General features: G+C 69.4%; 16 protein-coding genes. 8 read left to right on the forward strand and 8 right to left on the reverse strand.

Going from position 1 to position 15,739, the window contains the following annotated elements; all coding sequences use genetic code 11:
- Position 1: 1 nt before the first annotated feature.
- Positions 2 to 913 carry a class I SAM-dependent methyltransferase gene (locus BJ988_RS23385; protein WP_218861075.1) on the forward strand — a complete coding sequence of 304 codons (912 nt, stop codon included), beginning with the start codon at positions 2 to 4 and terminating at the stop codon, positions 911 to 913.
- A gap of 9 nt (positions 914 to 922) precedes the next feature.
- On the opposite strand, the gene BJ988_RS23390 is transcribed toward BJ988_RS23385, so the two are convergent.
- Positions 923 to 1,753, reverse strand: coding sequence for a hypothetical protein (locus BJ988_RS23390; RefSeq protein WP_179660266.1), 831 nt, complete (start codon positions 1,751 to 1,753; stop codon positions 923 to 925).
- Between the two features lie 349 nt (positions 1,754 to 2,102).
- Here BJ988_RS23390 and BJ988_RS23395 point away from each other — a divergent pair, with 349 nt between their 5' ends.
- Positions 2,103 to 3,302: a glycosyltransferase gene (locus BJ988_RS23395; RefSeq protein ID WP_179660267.1), complete on the forward strand. Its 1,200-nt coding sequence runs from the start codon at positions 2,103 to 2,105 to the stop codon at positions 3,300 to 3,302.
- A gap of 145 nt (positions 3,303 to 3,447) precedes the next feature.
- Here BJ988_RS23395 and BJ988_RS23400 read toward each other — a convergent pair whose 3' ends face one another.
- Together BJ988_RS23400 and BJ988_RS23405 are read right to left on the reverse strand one after the other, a co-directional pair.
- Positions 3,448 to 4,320: a S1 family peptidase gene (locus tag BJ988_RS23400; protein ID WP_179660268.1), complete on the reverse strand. Its 873-nt coding sequence runs from the start codon at positions 4,318 to 4,320 to the stop codon at positions 3,448 to 3,450.
- Positions 4,321 to 4,482: 162 nt separating this feature from the next.
- Positions 4,483 to 5,370: a S1 family peptidase gene (locus BJ988_RS23405; protein WP_179660269.1), complete on the reverse strand. Its 888-nt coding sequence runs from the start codon at positions 5,368 to 5,370 to the stop codon at positions 4,483 to 4,485.
- 387 nt (positions 5,371 to 5,757) lie between these two features.
- Between BJ988_RS23405 and BJ988_RS23410 the strand changes: the two genes are divergently transcribed.
- A complete protein-coding gene (locus BJ988_RS23410) occupies positions 5,758 to 6,663 on the forward strand; it encodes a hypothetical protein (protein ID WP_179660270.1) in 906 nt (301 codons plus the stop codon).
- Positions 6,664 to 6,686: 23 nt separating this feature from the next.
- Here BJ988_RS23410 and BJ988_RS23415 read toward each other — a convergent pair whose 3' ends face one another.
- Both BJ988_RS23415 and BJ988_RS23420 read right to left on the reverse strand, forming a co-directional pair.
- Positions 6,687 to 7,481, reverse strand: coding sequence for a hypothetical protein (locus BJ988_RS23415; protein WP_179660271.1), 795 nt, complete (start codon positions 7,479 to 7,481; stop codon positions 6,687 to 6,689).
- 52 nt (positions 7,482 to 7,533) lie between these two features.
- On the reverse strand, positions 7,534 to 8,307 hold the full coding sequence (locus BJ988_RS23420) for an IclR family transcriptional regulator (RefSeq protein ID WP_179660272.1): 774 nt from the start codon (positions 8,305 to 8,307) through the stop codon (positions 7,534 to 7,536).
- Between the two features lie 126 nt (positions 8,308 to 8,433).
- Here BJ988_RS23420 and BJ988_RS23425 point away from each other — a divergent pair, with 126 nt between their 5' ends.
- Positions 8,434 to 9,117: a maleylpyruvate isomerase family mycothiol-dependent enzyme gene (locus tag BJ988_RS23425; protein WP_179660273.1), complete on the forward strand. Its 684-nt coding sequence runs from the start codon at positions 8,434 to 8,436 to the stop codon at positions 9,115 to 9,117.
- Positions 9,118 to 9,177: 60 nt separating this feature from the next.
- On the opposite strand, the gene sigJ is transcribed toward BJ988_RS23425, so the two are convergent.
- Positions 9,178 to 10,059, reverse strand: coding sequence for an RNA polymerase sigma factor SigJ (gene sigJ, locus BJ988_RS23430; RefSeq protein WP_179660274.1), 882 nt, complete (start codon positions 10,057 to 10,059; stop codon positions 9,178 to 9,180).
- Positions 10,060 to 10,197: 138 nt separating this feature from the next.
- On the opposite strand from sigJ, the gene BJ988_RS23435 reads away from it, so the two are divergent.
- From BJ988_RS23435 to BJ988_RS23445, 3 genes are all read left to right on the forward strand, one after another.
- On the forward strand, positions 10,198 to 10,650 hold the full coding sequence (locus BJ988_RS23435; protein WP_179660275.1) for a carboxymuconolactone decarboxylase family protein: 453 nt from the start codon (positions 10,198 to 10,200) through the stop codon (positions 10,648 to 10,650).
- A gap of 203 nt (positions 10,651 to 10,853) precedes the next feature.
- A complete protein-coding gene (locus BJ988_RS23440; protein ID WP_179660276.1) occupies positions 10,854 to 11,528 on the forward strand; it encodes a hypothetical protein in 675 nt (224 codons plus the stop codon).
- Positions 11,529 to 11,606: 78 nt separating this feature from the next.
- Complete coding sequence (locus tag BJ988_RS23445; protein ID WP_179660277.1) at positions 11,607 to 12,530, forward strand: endonuclease/exonuclease/phosphatase family protein; 924 nt, start codon at positions 11,607 to 11,609, stop codon at positions 12,528 to 12,530.
- A 4-nt stretch (positions 12,531 to 12,534) separates the two neighbouring features.
- Here the strand turns inward: BJ988_RS23445 and BJ988_RS23450 are convergent, their stop codons facing one another.
- The gene (locus BJ988_RS23450; RefSeq protein WP_179660278.1) at positions 12,535 to 13,761 is read right to left on the reverse strand and encodes an alanine racemase; all 1,227 of its coding nucleotides are present in this window, start codon (positions 13,759 to 13,761) and stop codon (positions 12,535 to 12,537) included.
- 97 nt (positions 13,762 to 13,858) lie between these two features.
- On the opposite strand from BJ988_RS23450, the gene BJ988_RS23455 reads away from it, so the two are divergent.
- Positions 13,859 to 14,455 (forward strand): TetR/AcrR family transcriptional regulator, encoded by a 597-nt coding sequence (locus tag BJ988_RS23455; RefSeq protein ID WP_179660279.1) that lies wholly within the window; start codon positions 13,859 to 13,861, stop codon positions 14,453 to 14,455.
- Positions 14,456 to 14,473: 18 nt separating this feature from the next.
- On the opposite strand, the gene BJ988_RS23460 is transcribed toward BJ988_RS23455, so the two are convergent.
- Positions 14,474 to 15,694, reverse strand: coding sequence for an amino acid deaminase/aldolase (locus BJ988_RS23460; RefSeq protein ID WP_343051756.1), 1,221 nt, complete (start codon positions 15,692 to 15,694; stop codon positions 14,474 to 14,476).
- Positions 15,695 to 15,739: the final 45 nt, after the last annotated feature.

Consider the following 15,739-nt stretch of genomic DNA (forward strand, 5'->3'; position numbering starts at 1 on the left):
GATGACGGACCCAGCGAACCCCGACCCGGCACGCTCCTTCGGAGGCGTGGCGGACAGCTATGACCGCGGGCGCCCGTCCTACCCGGCAGCTGCGGTGAAGTGGCTGATCGGCGAGGAGCCGCGCTCGGTCCTCGAGCTCGGTGCCGGCACCGGCAAGCTCACCGAGGTCCTCGTCGGGCTGGGCCATGACGTCTTCGCGACCGACCCGGACGACGCGATGCTCGACATCCTCTCCGGGAAGCTCCCCGACGTACGCGCCACCAGCGGCACCGCCGAGCAGATCCCGACCGGCGACAGTCTCTACGACGTGGTCGTCGTCGGCCAGGCCTTCCACTGGTTCGACCACACCAAGGCGCTCGCGGAGATCGGCCGAGTCCTGAAGAGCGAGGGCCGGCTGGCGATCATCCAGAACGACCGGGACGACCGGATCCCCTGGGTACGCAGGCTCGGCAACCTTCTGGGCCACCTCGACCACGACTTCGACCACGCCCAGGCCCTCGACGACTCCGGTCTCTTCTCGGCGGTCGAGTCCCAGACCTTCCGGCACTGGCAGGTCGTCGACCGCCGTACGATCCAGGACCTGGCCGTGTCACGGTCCAACATCGCCTCGCTCGAGCCGGAAGCCCAGGACCGGAAGCGGCGCGAAGTGCTCGCCTTCTACGACGACTACGGCCGCGGCATGGACGGCATGCAGCTGCCCTACAACTGCCGCGCGTGGCACGCCCAGGTGCTCCCGCACGCCCAGGTGGTCTCGACAGGCTCGACCACCGGCGCGCACGAGATGGACGAGCGTGACGAGGCCGACCGGCCGGCGGTGCCGCTCGCCAATCGCACCGACACCGCCGTACGTCTCCCTCGGGTCGTCACCGACCCGGACAACGGCGATGACGATCTGCTGATCGACTTCAGGTGAGACCCGCCCTCAAGGCAGGATGCGCTGGCGCGTGGTGAGCGCATCCCGCCGCGGGTCCATCAGGTCGAAGCTCTGGAGTATCCAGAAGATCGTGAAGCAGCCCAGCAGCGAGACCTCGGTCGCCAGCAACCAGTAGTCCCAACCGGCCAGACCCAGCACGATGCCCGCTGCCAGCAGCACCACCATCGCCACGACCAGCGCCCAGTAGGTCTTGTCGAACCGCGTACGCGCCTTGTCGGCCTCCTGCGCGATCTTCCGCACGCCCCAGTCGGTGTTGAGCACGACGGCCAGCGCGAACGGCGTGAACGTGAACACGGCCGCGAGCCCGTGCGCCTTGCTCGCGAAGCCGTCCTGGTCGATCAGCAGCCAGACCACGCCGACCACCCACGCCGCGGCGACGGAGCCCAGTCCGATGGCGGCCCAGCGTGAGGGCCAGGCTCCGGCGGCGGCCCGCTTGCGCAGCCCGAAGATCAGGACGACGACCCAGCCGATCGCCATCACTGCCAGGTAGCTCCAGGCGTTGTTGACGATGGCCGCCTTGTCGATCTCCTGCCCGATCTCGGGCGTCGGGACGAACCCCACCATCGGGGCCGAGAGCCCGGCGAGGTTGAGCGCGGTGTCCTCCGCGTCGGTATAGCCCCGCAGCACCACCAGACACACGCCCAGCGCGCACAGCGCAGCGGTGAAGACCGGGCCTGCAGGGGTGTAGTAGTACGACGAGATGGAGGTCTGCCACTCGCCGCTCGCGATCGTCTCGGCGCCTACCGAGATCGCCAGGCCCGCGAGCAGACAGCACAACGCGAAACGGACATAGCGGTACGTCGTCACCTCGGTCGTCATGCTTCCTGAACGTAGCGGGATCCGGGCACCCCCGCGCTGCTATTCACCCGCGCGTCCGAGACCCGATCCAACCGTTCACCGAGCATTCTCGGCGAACGCTCGACGTGATGAATGCCACACCCGATAACGTAAATCGATCGGGATACCCAGTCATTTCGATAAATCGTCCGTCCTCTCTCCTATGTGCACCTGAAGATGACGATCACGTGAAATCCGTCGTCGTTGGCCGCGGATGTCTTGGGATGCGCCGACGGACGCATTAGCGTCCGGAGAAAGCCGCATATCTCTGCCGTAGCCCCACCACCATCACCGCTCGGGCGATGCCTCCTGCGGAAAAAGTGAGGTCGACATGTCCACCGTGACGTATCTCGAGGACGGCCCTTCCGTCCTCTCCCTGTACGAAGGCTTCTTCGCCGGTGGCGCGCGGATCCTGCACACCGCAGTCATCCGCTCGCTGGACGCCACCACGTCTCAGCGGCACAGCGTGCTGAGCCTGAGCGACCGCGTGCAGCGCGAGTTCACCGCCCAGCGGATCTCCTCGGACAACTCCTACCGGCGCCTGACCTCAGCCGGCGTGCCGGTCAGGGCGTTGAGACGTACGCCGACCGGCCCCATCACCACCAGCCAGCTCAAGCGGGTGGCGCAGTCGGTGGCGAAGGCGGACGTGGTGCTCTCCCTCAAGGAGCAGCCGCTCACGGTGCTGGGCAAGGTCGACACGTCGGGGACTCCGCTGATCACCTGTCTGCACCGGTCCGACCCGGAGCACCAAGGGGCCGGCGTACAGGAGCTCATCGACCTCGACCGGGCCGGGCTGCTGACCGCGGCGGTGTGCTGTGCGGAGTCGACCCAGCGCGCCTACCACGAGGCGACCGGCATCCCGCTGAAGCGGCTGCCGGTCTTCCCCAACGGGGTCGATCTCGACAGGTTCCGCACCGACGCCGGTCTACGGACGGGCAAACGGGCCGAGCTCGGCGTGATCGGCGACGCGCCCGTGGTGATGATCGCCGCGCGCTTCGACGCGATGAAGAACATCCCGCTCTTCGTCCGCGCCGCGCGTCGGTTCGTCCAGGAGCATCCCGACGCCCACCTGGTCATGTGCGGCGCCGGGATGACCGCCGAGAACCCGGCTTTCGCGGCGCTCGTCGCCGAGGAGCTCGGCTGGTGGCCGGCCCTGCAGACCAACCTGCACGCCCTCGGCATCCAGAGCCAGATGGCGCCGCTCTACAACGCCGCCGATCTCATCACGCTCACCTCGGCGTTCGGCGAGGCCGCCCCGCTCTGCCTGCTCGAGGGCATGGCCTGCGGTGCGGTCCCGGTGACCACGCCCGTCGGTGACGCTCCGGCGATGGTCGGTGACCTCCGCCTGGTCGCGGGCTTCGACCCGGTCGAGATGGCCGAGTCCTGGAAGGCCGCCTTCGCCCAGCGCGAGGAGCACTTCGAGCGCATCTTCCGCAACCGGGAGCGCCTCTCCGAGCAGCGGCTCTTCGACGCGTACGCCGGGCTCATCAAGGAGTCCGTGGGCTCGGCCCTCATCCCGGTAGCGGTCTGACGCCCCGCTGGTTGAGCCCGGTGAGCGCCAGCGAGCCGGTGTCGAAACCAACACGGTCCCCTGGAGCGCGACGGAGCTGTGTTGGTCTCGACACGCTCGCTGGCGCGAGGGTCTGAACGAAGTGGCCCTCGACCGACGGAGAGGCTCAGTAGATGCTGACGTCGTAGGCGTTGACGGCCTCGCGGACCGGCTGGAAGAAGGTGGTCCCACCGGAGGAGCAGTCGCCGGTGCCGCCGGAGGTGATCCCGAGAGCGGTCGAGCCGGCGTAGAGCGGGCCGCCGGAGTCTCCCGACTCGGCACAGACATCGGCCTGGATCAGGCCGCGGACGGTGCCCGACCCGCGGTAGCGGACCGAGACGTCGAGTGCCTCGACCCGTCCGGAGCGGACGCCGGTGGACGATCCGTCCCGGGTGACGCGCTGACCGACCCGAGCATCACCGATGGTGTAGCCGCCCGAGTGGGTGAGCGAGGAGTTGCCGTAACGCACCAGGGCGTAGTCGTTGCCCGGGAAGCTCGACTTGGTGGTCGGCCCGATCCGGGTGGTCTGGCGGGAGTTGGTGTACCAGGTCCCCACCTCTTCGGCGCAGTGACCGGCGGTGAGCAGGTAGTGGGTGCCTCCGCTGCGTACGTTGAAGCCCAGAGAGCATCGGATGCCCCCGCCGTAGATGGCGTCACCGGCGCCGAGGAGCGGCTTGAACTCGCCCTTGGCACGCTTGATCGTGATCGCGTCGGCATCGGCCCCGATGGTCCGGGTCAGCCTGTTCAGCGCGGCGGCGGGGACGGCGGAGTCCGCGGTCACGACCACCTTGCCGGTGGCCTCGTCGGTGTACCACGCGATCCCGGTCAAGGCTGACCTGCTGACGGCAGAGTCGACGGCGGAGTGGACGGCCGCGAGCGCCTTCGCACTGAGCTTCTCCTCCGGAGGCGCGGCTGCCGCCGGCGTGGCCGTGGCGGTAGCCGCCAACCCTAGCCCGACCGCTGTCGCAAGCAGACGGCTGCGTGACCTGGTGAACCCCATGCGTTCCTCCTGCGTGCCCGAACACGGTCACAGTGAGTATGTCGTTGTCGGCACCTCCTCGCCAGTGCTGGGCAAAAATCTCTTCGATCCCTGCAACGAAACGACGTACGCCGCGGGGCGGGGTGGATCAACCCACCCGCCCCGCGGCGTACCCGTGCTCTATCAGTAGATGGTGGCGCCGTAGCGGCTGAGCGCCTCGGTCACCGGCTGGAAGAAGGTCGTCCCGCCGGTCCTGCAGTTGCCGCTGCCGCCCGAGGTCAGGCCCAGGGCCGTCGACCCGGAGTAGAGCGCACCACCGGAGTCACCGGGCTCGGCGCACACGTTGGTCTGGATCAGTCCGCTGACGGTCCCCTCGGCGTAGCGGACGCTCGCGTTGAGCGCCGTCACGGTGCCGGTGTGGACACCGGTGGTGGAGCCGTCGCGGGTCACGCTCTGGCCTACCCGAGCGTTGCCCGCGGTGAAGCCACCGCTCTTGGAGATCGACGAGTTGTAGCGGACGATGCCGTAGTCGTTCCCCGGGAAGCTCGAGCCCGCGGTCGAGCCGAGGAGCGTGCTCTGGGAGGAGTTGGCGTACCAGGTCGAGACGCCGTTGGTGCAGTGGCCCGCGGTCAGGAAGTAGTCCGCGCCGCCGACCTTGACGTTGAAGCCGAGCGAGCAGCGGGAGCCGCCGCCGTAGATCGCGTCACCGGGGCCGATGAGCGGGGTGAACTCGCCCTTGGTGTGCTTGACGGTCACAGCCTGGTCGCCCTGGCTCGTCTTCTCGGCGGCAGCCTTCTTGACCTCCGCGATCTCCGACGCGGAGACCGTCTCGTCGACGGTGACGACGACCTTGCCGGAGGCCGGGTCGGTGTACCACGACGAGCCGACCGGGGCGGACTCTGCGACGGCCGACCTGACCGAGGCGACCTCGGCCTTGCTGAACTCTGCCTTGCCGGATCCGGCGTCCGCGGCAGCAGCCGGGACGGCCACGGCGGCGGAGGCCGCGAGACCCACACCTGCGACGAGCGCGGCGATCGTGCGGGGACGGAAAGTGGTGCGATCGAACCTCATACGTCTCCTCCTGGGGGATGGCCCGCTTGTTGCGGACTTCTGCACCCGGGGACCACGGGTTTCGTGACTTACCGGGTACGGGTAACTGAGTTTCGTGCTCTTTCCTCGGCCGCGCAGCACATTCGAATCCCCAAGAATCTGCATTGCAACGACTGGCTCTTCGGCTTCTTGCAATGCAGCAACACGCATTTCTCCGGGAGGCTTTCGGCATTTGCCCACCGAAGCGGATTGCGAAAGCATTGCGAAGTTGTAGGTGCCCGAGTCGTGGGCCGCGTACGGTAGGTATTTCGTGTTCATCTCGCTGCTCGAGCGAGGGATTCGGGCAGGAGATCGTCCGTCTTCCAAACCTTCGGCGTGGCGACCGTTGATAGATGGTAGACAAACCCCATGCCGTATCCGCCGCCCTCAGGCTCCCCCGGTTCGGGCGCGCCTGACGAGGAGCCGCAGAAGCAGCCTGCGCCGTTCGACTACAACGAGCGCCTGATCGGGCTCTCTGTGGACGACGGCGGCGACCGGCCCGCGTTCAACGCCCGCAAGGAGCGCGCCGGGCACGGCGGTCCGCTGCGCCAGGTCCTGACCATCGCCGTGTCTCTCGGTCTCGTGGTCGTGTGCGGCGTGGTCGTCTACACCCTCTTCACCCGCGGGGACGACGCGGCCACGACCGCCGGAGTGCCGACGGTGAGCGACACAGCCTCGGCCGGGGAAGGACCGACCGACTCGGCGAGCCCCGACGGCGGGCGCTCCGACGTCAGCGGTGAGTCCAGCGGCAAGCCCGGCTGGCCCGGGACGAGCTCACCGGCCGACCCAAGCGACGGCGCCACCTCGCGGACGACCATCGGCCCCAAGCGCCTCTCCAAGGCCGACGTGCCCCGCCCGTGGGAGTTCACCTACGGCGACGTCATGCTGAAGGCCCGCTACCTCAACGGCAAGGACTACGCAGGCTGCAAGGCGACGCTCAAGGGCGCGGTCCGCGACCTCGGCTGCGACTACGCCGTCCGGGTCTCCTACAAGGCTCAGCAGAACAACGTGCGGATGACCCACTTCGTCTACGACTTCGGCACCGTCGAAGTCGCAGGTGAGGCCGCCGCGAAGATCGAGCCGAAGCACGTGATCCCGCCCACGGAGGCTTCCCTGCCGGGCTACACCCAGGGCTGGTTCAAGGTGAAGGACTACGGCAAGTACGTCGTCTACACCATGGTCACGGCCACCGGCGCCATCACCGAGGCCAAGGGCAAGGAGTACACCTCCTACGGCAACACCGACCTCGGCGCGGAGATCCTCTTCCGGATGTGAGTCCGGAGGCTCGGCGGACCTCCTCAGGGGGTTGCTGGGGCCCCTGCTCCCGGGGAGGCTCCGGTCGTGGGTGACGGCTCGGTCGAGGCGCTGCTGCCCACGCTCGGCGGCACCGACGGCGTGGCGCTCGGCCCGGTAGAGCCCGACGGCTCGGCCCCCGGCTCCTCCGGCGTGGCCGACTCCGACGGCTCGGCCGACTCCGACGGCTCGGTGCTAGAGCTCGCGGACTCTTCGGGAGTCGCGGTGCCCCGTGGCGACGGATCCTCGCGCCGCTCCTCGTCGCGCTTCTCCGAACCGCCACCGGTCACCCGGGAGATCGTCGTGCCGCCGTCTCCGCCGCCCACGATCGAGCTGACGCTGCGCCCGGCCAGCAGCTCGAAGACGGTGATCACGGCGACCACGACCACGAACATCGCCAGCGACAGCAGCGCGACCCGCTTCCAGGGGAGCGTCTTGAGGCGCTCCCGCCACGACGGCATCGGCTCCGCGTCGCCACTCTCTGCCGCCTCGGCGGTGGCCTCCGAAACCGGCTCCGCACCGGTCCGTACGCCGGCGAGCCCCGCCGACCGCCACCGCGCCAGGGCCTGGACACTGGCCACCTTCTGGCGGCTCTTCGCGAGCCACTGCGCGTAGAGGTTGGTGCCGATCGTGGCCGCGACGCTGCCGAGCGCCGCCCCGATCAGGGTGCCGACGGCTCCGACCGTGGAGAGCAACAACGCCGAGGTGACGGCAGCGAGGGCACCTGCGGTCGTGGCGAGCCAGTCGATGCGTGCTGGCTTCGTGGCCCGAGTGTCGCTCGAGGGCGGGGTGTCGCTCATTGAGCCCAGGTTAACTCGCCAACTGACGCTACCGGCAGCAACTTGACGCAGATCACCCGGGACTCAGGTCACGCTCCAGAGCCGCCGCGCCGGACATCAAGGTCGCGACGACACTCGGCAGCGTCTCCTTGTCGTAGCGGACGCTGGGCATCGAGATCGACATCCCGGCGACGACATCGCCCGCGGCGCCTCGGACAGGGACCCCGACGGCAACCACCCCACGCTCGGTGCGGCCGTCGTTGAAGGCGAATCCGTTGCGGCGTACCCGCTCGAGCTCGGTACGCAGCGCGTCGAGGTCCGGGCGGTCGGCCGGTTGAGCGGCGTACCTGTCCCGGGAGTAGATCGAGGCGAGCTCCTCGTCGGGGAGCTGAGCGAGGAGCAGGAGGCCGGCGGTGGTGCGGTGAGCGGGGAAGACCATGCCCTCGCGAGAGCCGACCTTGAGCGACTGCGGCGACTCGACCGAGGCGATGAACCGGCAGGTGTCACCTGCACGTACGGCGACGTTGGCGGACTCGCCGAGCAGGTCGACCAGGCGCTGCAGATGCGGCAGCGCCACCTGGCGGAGCCGGGACGCGGTCGAGCGGGAGTGTGCGGCCAGCTCCAGCACAGGGCCTGCTCGGTAGACCTTGTCCTCGTCCTGGACCGCGAAGTCGCGGTAGACCAACATGGCGAGCAGCCGGTGAGCAGTGGAGCGGGCGACGTCGAGCCGAGCCGCTGCCTCGGAGACAGTCAGGCGACCTTCGACCTGAAGGATCGCCGCCAGCTTGAGCGCGTGGTCGACGCTGGTGATCGCGTACGGGGGCCGGGTCTTGATCGGCTTGTCCATCCCACCTCTTCCTGATCACACCAAACCAAGCATCTATCGCCTGGCTTCGCAGGAGATTCACGGAGCCAGATGTTCTTGTCGACAGAATTATTTGTTCTGTCGCGACTGAGGCAGCACTCTGTGACCATGACCATCCTGATCGGCACCACCCCGAGGCGTACGTTCGACGACTCCCGCCGCTGGATCGCCGAGGGCACCGCCCTGCTGACCGACGGCATCGACCGGCTCGGTCCAGCCGACCCTTCGACAGGCTCAGGACATCGCTTCGACGGCGACTCGCAGCTGCCGGGCTGGACCCGCAAGCACCTGATCGGCCACGTCGCCGCCAACGCCGACGCCCTCGGCAACCTGGTCTCCTGGGCCGAGACGGGCGCGGAGAAGCGGATGTACGCCTCGCCGGAGCAGCGCAACGCCGACATCGAGGAGGCCGCGACGCGACCGGCCGACGAGCTCCGGGCGTGGTATCTCCGCGGCGCCGAGGAGCTCGACGAGGCCATGGACCGGCTGACCCCCGAGCAGTGGGAGCACGAGGTGATCACCGCGCAGCTCGTCACCAGGAAGGCCAGCGACGTCCCGTGGATGCGTGCTCGGGAGGTCTTCGTCCATGCCGTCGACCTCGGCGTCGGCATCACCTTCGCGGACATGCCTGAGGACTTCCTGCTCGCTCTCGCCGACGACATCCGCACGAAGCGAGCTCTCTCCGACGACGACCTGCGCGGCGTCACGGGGCCGCTGCCCGGGGTCGCCGCCTGGCTCGCCGGGCGGCCGCACGGTATGGCCGACGCACCGGAGCTCGGGCCCTGGCTGTGACCAACGCTGGGACCAACGCTGGGACCAACGCTGGGACCAACGCTGTGTCCAACGCTGGGATCAGCGCCAGCCGCCGAGCTTGTCCGGGTTGAGGACGATCCAGACATCGGTGACGCGACCGCCGACGACCCGTAGGTTGGCGACGCCGCGGTGAGTGCCGTCCTCGACGAGCGTGAACCCGAGGCCGTCGGCGGTGGCCTCCGCGCGGATCGTCCAGGTCGGCCGCTTCGTCAGCACACCCAGCAGGAACCGGGCCACCTTCTCCGGTCCCTCGATCGGGTTGCGGGCCGCGCTGACCCGGCCGCCACCGTCGGAGCGGAGCGTGACCGACGGATCCAGCAGCGTCACCAACCGGCCGAGGTCGCCTCCGGAGGTCGCCGAGACGAAGGCACGGACGACGTCGTCGTGCTCCGGCAGCGGGGCGACCGCACCCCGTTGCTCGGCCACCCGGCGTCGCGCCGAGGCGGCGAGCTGGCGCACCGCCGCCGGGGAGCGGCCGACCACCCCGGCGATGTCCCCGAACGGGACGGCGAAGATGTCGTGGAGCACGAACGCGACCCGCTCGGCCGGGGTCATCGCATCGAGCACGACGAGCAGCGCCGTGCTCACCGTGTCGTCCAGGGTCGCCCGGTCGGCCGGATCCTCGGGTGCGGCGAGGAACCCCGGCCGGACCGGCTCGGGCAGCCAGGGCCCGACGTACCTCTCTCGGCGCGAACGCGCCGACTTGAGTACGTCGAGACAGACCCTGCTGGCAACGCGGCTCAACCAGCCGGCGGGGTTGTCGATCGCCGCTCGTTCGTCCTCGGAGAGGCGGTACCACCGCAGGTAGGTCTCCTGGACCGCGTCCTCGGCCTCCTCGAGCGTGCCGAGCAGCCGGTACGCGAGCGCGATCAGGCGTCGACGCTCGACCATCGCCTCGCCCAGGTCGTCCATGTCGATCATCGTGGCATCTCCTCCGGGTTCATCCTGTGTGACGAGCCAGACAGCGCGGATGTGAGGCGGCGACCTCACATTCGTTCGCGCCACCTCGTCAGTCCGGTGAGCGCCCGCGCTGTGGCGGGCCCGACCCGAAGGAACCCGATGCTCGCCCACGTGAACCTCACCAAGCTGTTCCCCGCTGCGTACCAGGCCCAGATGGCCGTCGAGGAGGCGGTCGAGGAGGCCATCACCGCCGCCGGACTCGACCGGCTCACCGTCGACCTCGTCAAGCTCCGCGCCTCCCAGATCAACGGCTGCGCCTTCTGCCTGCGGATGCACACCCAGGACGCCCTCAAGAACGGCGAGACGACCGACCGCCTCGCCCTCGTCGCCGCCTGGTGGGAGTCGCAGTACTTCACCCCGGAGGAGCAGGCCGCACTCACCATCGCCGAGCAGATCACCCGCATCGGCGACCTGCACACCGCGGCCGCCCCGAAGGTCGACGTCGAGAGCATCCTGGACGCCAAGCAGATCGCCGCCCTGACCTGGGTCGCGATCTCGATCAACTCCTGGAACCGGATCGCGATCTCCAGCCACTACCCCGTCGCTCCCTGAGCGAGACGGTTCGGAGGCGTAGGAGAGAATGGGGAATCACGTGGGTTCTTTCTCCCACGTGATTCCTCACTCGCGCAGGGGGCCCGATGACTACGCCGACACCGCCACCGCCTCCGGACGGCTATGGTGCGATGCCGCCGGCGCCGAACCTGCAGCCCGCGACGCAGCACCCTGTCCGGCCGGCGAACGAAAATTCGTTCGGCGTGGGCGGGCCACCATCGCCACCCGGACCCCGGTCACGCAACCCGTGGCCCATCATCATCGGTCTCGGCGCGATCGCCGGCGTGCTGATCATCGGCGTGATCATCACAGCCGGCATCGTCCTACTCAGCGGTGAGGACGATCCCACCGCGGAGCCGGGACCACTGACCGTGACGGCGACGCCGAGCACGTCGCCTGACCCGTCAGCCACCGATCCCGCGGCGGGCGGGCTGGCCGCGGAGCTCTTCCAGGGCGACTGGAAGTTCAAGCTCGGCGACGTGAGCATGAACGCGACGTACGGGGCCTCCCAGGACTACCCGGACTGTGGTCCGATCGCTTCGGCGGCTCTGGACAGGAAGGGCTGCCGTTACGCCGCGATGGGGATCCACGACGCCGAGAACGGCAAGGTCCGGATGCTCCGGATCGTCTACGTCTTCGGCAGCGAGGCGGATGCGACGGCGGCCGCGGAGTCGGTCAAGGAGACCGACTTCGACCTCCCCACGGGCAGCCTCATCGAGGACGACGTGATCGGAAAATGGGTCGCCAAGGACTCCTCCAAGGCTGTCGTCGTCGGCTTCGTGACTGCACAGAAGGGCGTCTCGGAGAAGCGGGTCGACGACTATCTCCACTACGGCACCGCCGACATCGCGGGCGCCCTGATCTTCATGGACCTCTAGCCGGAGTTCACCCGAGGTTTCCGAGTATTCCAACGCGTTTGGTTCGACGCACATGGCTCGCCCATACCGTCGGTAGACGTGTCCCCCAACGCACCGTTCGCCTCGGGCTCCGCTTCGGACGGACCCGACCGGATCGACAAACGATGGCGCGCCGGCGCCGTCGCCGTCGCCCTGTGCGGCGTTCTCGCTGCCGGGATCAGCTTCCTCGTGCCGATGACCGCGACGGCAGGTCCGACCGTCAAGGTCGCCCAGGCCGAACCGGTCCAGCCAGGCTTCCAGCGCTTCGGCTGGCTCAACGCCTGGGCCGACCACCACACGGCACCCGGAGGTTCTGCTGCCGGCCGGCTCGACGGGGTGCCGCGGATGCGGATCGTGGTGGGTCACCTGCGGCGTACGCTCACCGACTTCGGGGTGCTCGCCGAGGTGGAGACTCGACAGCGGGAGGCCTTCGAGTCCTTCGGCAGGGAGTTCGCCCTCGTCTCCACCCCGGATCCGACCGACGACGCGGTCTTCTACCGCCGCTCGGTCTTCCGGCTGGTCAGCAAGGACACGGTCACCATGTACTACCGCGACGGCGCACGCGTCAGCGCGCCGGTCGTGGTGCTGGAGGAGCGCTCCTCGGGTCAGCGCGTCGGGGTCCTGCCAGTGCACTTCCCGGCGAGCCTTCCCTCGATCCCCGAGCAGAAGAGGTGGCGCGACCTGAACGCCCTGATCGTCAAGGACGTGGTGGCGCGCGCCGAGGTGCCGATGGTCGTCGCGGGTGACTTCAACCAGCGCAACGACATCCTGTGCGACCTCACCTCGCCCGGGACCGGCCTGGTGAGCCCGCTCGCGACGTACGACAGGTGCGCCGCCGCCCCGCGGGCGCCGATCGACCAGGCGTTCCTCAGCTCGTCGCTGCGACCCGACCGCTACCGGGTCTACTCCGGCCCGTCGGCCCGCCGGGCCACCGACCACGGCGCGTTCTACCAGGTCAGGGTGCGGATCCCCGACAGCGTCTGAGCCCTCAGAAGTAGGTCCGGACCAGGTCGGTCACGGTGTAGTCGAGGTCCACGACCGGGATCAGCCGCCACTTGTCGAATACCGTGCACGGGTGGGAGATCCCGAACCCGACCAGGTCGCCCGGCCGGAGCCCGGCGTCGGTGCGCAGGAAGGCGTGCTGGTCGCCCAGCTTCTCCACGGTGCCCTCGAGCTCCTCGGGGCCGCCGTCGCCGCCGTTGCGCCGCACGGCGAGCGGGACGGGCAGTCCGTTGTCATAGGGCGCGTCCCGCCTACCCATGCCCACGATCACCAGCCCCTCCTCGGGGGCCGAGAGCACCTGGGCCCAGATCTCGATGGCCGGTTCGAGGCTCCCCTCGATCCGGTTGAAGGGCGTCGTGCCGGCGTAGAGGCCGTGGTCGTGGGAGACGTAGGCACCGCTGCGCAGGACCTTGCGAGGCGTCATCCCGTCCGGCCACCCCGCCGCCCAGCGCTCGGCGAGCACGTCGAAGAACGAGCTCCCACCTGCGGAGACGATCGCACCGGCAGCGACCAGACCCTCGGTGAACAGGGTCGAGGCGAGCTCCTTGAGCCGGTCGAAGTAGTCACCGACAGCCGCCGGCGTCCTCAGCCCGCCCTCGTAGCCGGCCACACCGGCCAGGAGTACGCCCGGCGTGGAGTCCACCACCCGCGCGAGCTCCACGGCCGCCTCGACGGAGCGGCACCCGGTGCGCCCGCCGGGGAAGCCCAGGTCGATCAGCACCGCCAGCGGCCGGTCCTCGTCGCCCACCAGGGCCGAAGCCTCCGCCGCGGCCTCGACGCCCTCGGGCGAGTCGACCCAGTGCAGGTGGAGGAACTCCGGATCGGCCGCACGCTCGGAGGCGACCCAGCTCAGCGCGCTGTGGTCCAGGATCTCGTTGGCGACCAGGACCCGGCGTACGCCGGCGTGGCGGGCGACCAGGGCCTGGCTGGGTGAGGCAACCGTGATCGCCCACGCGCCGGCGTCCAGCTGTCGCCGATGGAGCGAGGGCGCCATCGTGGTCTTGCCGTGCGGGGCGAGCAGCAGGTCGTGCTCCTCCGCGAAGGCGGCGAGGGTCGCGATGTTGTGCTCCAGCGCCCTCTTCTTGAGAGCCATCACCGGCCAGGTGAACGAGCCGTCGAAGAGATTGCGGCCAGAGGTTGCGTACGCAGTGAGATCGACGGCTTCTGCTGGCTCCCAGAAGCCCTTGTCCGCCCAGGTCACGTGATCATCCATCGGGACAGAACCTACCGACGGCCCGAGCGCAAGACATCGGGTTTCAAGAAAACGTGGAAATCCCGGGGGAGGTATCACCGTCGCTTATCGTGACGCCATGGCCAACCTCCGCGCAGCCCAGAGGGCGATGACTCGCCAGCTCCTGCTGGATGCGGCGATGGACCGGTTCGTCGCGAGCGGCTACGCGGCCACGACGATCGACGAGATCGCCTCGGCGGCCGGCACCACCCGGGTGACGTTCTATGCCTACTTCGGCTCGAAGTCCGAGGTCATCAAGGCCTTGATCGCCGAGCGCCTCGAGGATGAGCTGGCTCAGCTCCGCTCTCCACAGATCGCCGATGCGGTGGCGGCCGGCACCCGCGAGCAGCTGGGTGCCTGGATCCGGCAGGCCGTGGCCCAGTGGCCGAGGGCGCGTCCGATCGTCACGATCGCCCGGGCCGCCCAGGCCGTCGATCCCGATCTCACCCACTTCGTCGACGCGTGGACGGACGAGACGATCGAGGACGTCAGCGCGGGTCTGGACAAGGCGGGCCGGTTCGACGCCGACAGCCGTCGGCTGCGCGGCGCCCTGGCGGTCGGCCAGCTCGACTACCTGTTCCAGCGGTGGGCCGACGGGTTCTGGGGTGTCGAGCAGGACCGTATGTGCGAGCTGGTCACCGAGAGCTGGTTCATGCTGCTGGGCGACCCGGCCTGAGGCGGTCTGACTGGTGGGTCACAGGAACGTCTGACCCTCGCCGCGGTAGGTCGGCGCGACGGTGATGATCGAGTCGCCCTCGATCAGCTGGAGGACGTCGAGCCGCTCGCAGACCTCACCGGCCTTCGCGTGGCGGAACCAGACCTTGTCTCCGATCGCGAGCTGGTCGGCGGCATGCCCGCGCAGCGGCGTCTGGACCTCCCCGGCGCCTTCGGTTCCGACGTACTCCAGCCCGAAGGGGTAGGTCGGGGTCGGGACCCGGTCGTGCCCGGGCGGGCCGGAGGCGATCCAGCCGCCACCGGCGACGGTGACGATGCCGGCCGCGGGGCGCCGGACGACGCTCAGCCCGAAGTAGGCCGCCGGATGGGGTGTGAAGGCGTCGTAGCGGTCGAAGAGGGTCGGACCGTAGAGCCCGGACCCGGCCGCGATCTCGGTCACCGAGAGGTCGGCGCGAGTGGACTCGATCGAGCCCGTGCCGCCGCCGTTGACGAACTCGAGGTCGGCCAGCGAGCGTACGGCTGCGACGATCTTTCCGCGGCGCTCGGCGATCTCGGCGATGGCGGCCTTCTTCATCCTTCTGATGACGGCCGCGGGCGGGTTACCGCCGAGCGGGCGGTCGACGGTGCCGGCGACCTGACCCTCGTAGGCCATCAGCCCGACCAGCTGGAAGGCCGGGTCCTCGGTGACGATCCGGGCGAGGGCGACAGCCTCCTCAGGCGTGCGAATCGGAGAGCGGCGGGCACCCAGCCAGATGCGGTGCGCGACGACCAGGGCGGCGTCGAGGTCGATGGCGACGCGTACGGGCGCGGCCGGAGTGCCGATCGCTGCCTTGATCAACGCCAACCCCTCGGCGCTGTCGACCATCAGCGTGATCCGGGCGAGCTTCTCCTCGTCCTTCGCGAGGGCGGCGAGCCCGGCGCGGTCCGCGGTCGGATAGCCGATCACGATGTCGTAGTGCGTCTCGGCCAGCCACAGCGCCTCGGCCAGCGTGAACGCCAGGATCCCCTCGTATCCCTCGCGGGCGAGCACACGGTCGATCAGCGCCCGGCAGCGTACGGACTTGCTCGCGACTCTGATCGGGGTGCCCGCGGCGCGGCGCACCAGGTCGTCGGTGTTGGCGTCGAACGCCTGCAGGTCAACCACGCCGACGGGCCCGTCGAGGCAGGCGGTCGCGCGGTCGAGCCGTTCGTGCTGCTGGGCCGAGAGATGGTGGGAGCGTTGAATAGAGGGCTTAACCACGACGCACGTCGTCTATGCCCCGCGCGGCACCCAAGTCAACGCTGT

The sequence above is a fragment of the Nocardioides panzhihuensis genome (genome assembly GCF_013408335.1).
GTDB classification, from domain to species: Bacteria; Actinomycetota; Actinomycetes; order Propionibacteriales; family Nocardioidaceae; genus Nocardioides; species Nocardioides panzhihuensis.

Bases quoted from the DNA above. Each gene is read 5' to 3' on its own strand.
- sigJ (WP_179660274.1), bottom strand. From the start codon at position 10,059: ATGATCGACATGGACGACCTGGGCGAGGCGATGGTCGAGCGTCGACGC.
- BJ988_RS23435 (WP_179660275.1), top strand. From the start codon at position 10,198: ATGCTCGCCCACGTGAACCTCACCAAGCTGTTCCCCGCTGCGTACCAG.
- BJ988_RS23420 (WP_179660272.1), bottom strand. From the start codon at position 8,307: ATGGACAAGCCGATCAAGACCCGGCCCCCGTACGCGATCACCAGCGTC.
- BJ988_RS23400 (WP_179660268.1), bottom strand. From the start codon at position 4,320: ATGGGGTTCACCAGGTCACGCAGCCGTCTGCTTGCGACAGCGGTCGGG.
- BJ988_RS23390 (WP_179660266.1), bottom strand. From the start codon at position 1,753: ATGACGACCGAGGTGACGACGTACCGCTATGTCCGTTTCGCGTTGTGC.
- BJ988_RS23415 (WP_179660271.1), bottom strand. From the start codon at position 7,481: ATGAGCGACACCCCGCCCTCGAGCGACACTCGGGCCACGAAGCCAGCA.
- BJ988_RS23455 (WP_179660279.1), top strand. From the start codon at position 13,859: ATGGCCAACCTCCGCGCAGCCCAGAGGGCGATGACTCGCCAGCTCCTG.
- BJ988_RS23405 (WP_179660269.1), bottom strand. From the start codon at position 5,370: ATGAGGTTCGATCGCACCACTTTCCGTCCCCGCACGATCGCCGCGCTC.
- BJ988_RS23425 (WP_179660273.1), top strand. From the start codon at position 8,434: ATGACCATCCTGATCGGCACCACCCCGAGGCGTACGTTCGACGACTCC.
- BJ988_RS23450 (WP_179660278.1), bottom strand. From the start codon at position 13,761: ATGGATGATCACGTGACCTGGGCGGACAAGGGCTTCTGGGAGCCAGCA.
- BJ988_RS23395 (WP_179660267.1), top strand. From the start codon at position 2,103: ATGTCCACCGTGACGTATCTCGAGGACGGCCCTTCCGTCCTCTCCCTG.
- BJ988_RS23385 (WP_218861075.1), top strand. From the start codon at position 2: ATGACGGACCCAGCGAACCCCGACCCGGCACGCTCCTTCGGAGGCGTG.
- BJ988_RS23410 (WP_179660270.1), top strand. From the start codon at position 5,758: ATGCCGTATCCGCCGCCCTCAGGCTCCCCCGGTTCGGGCGCGCCTGAC.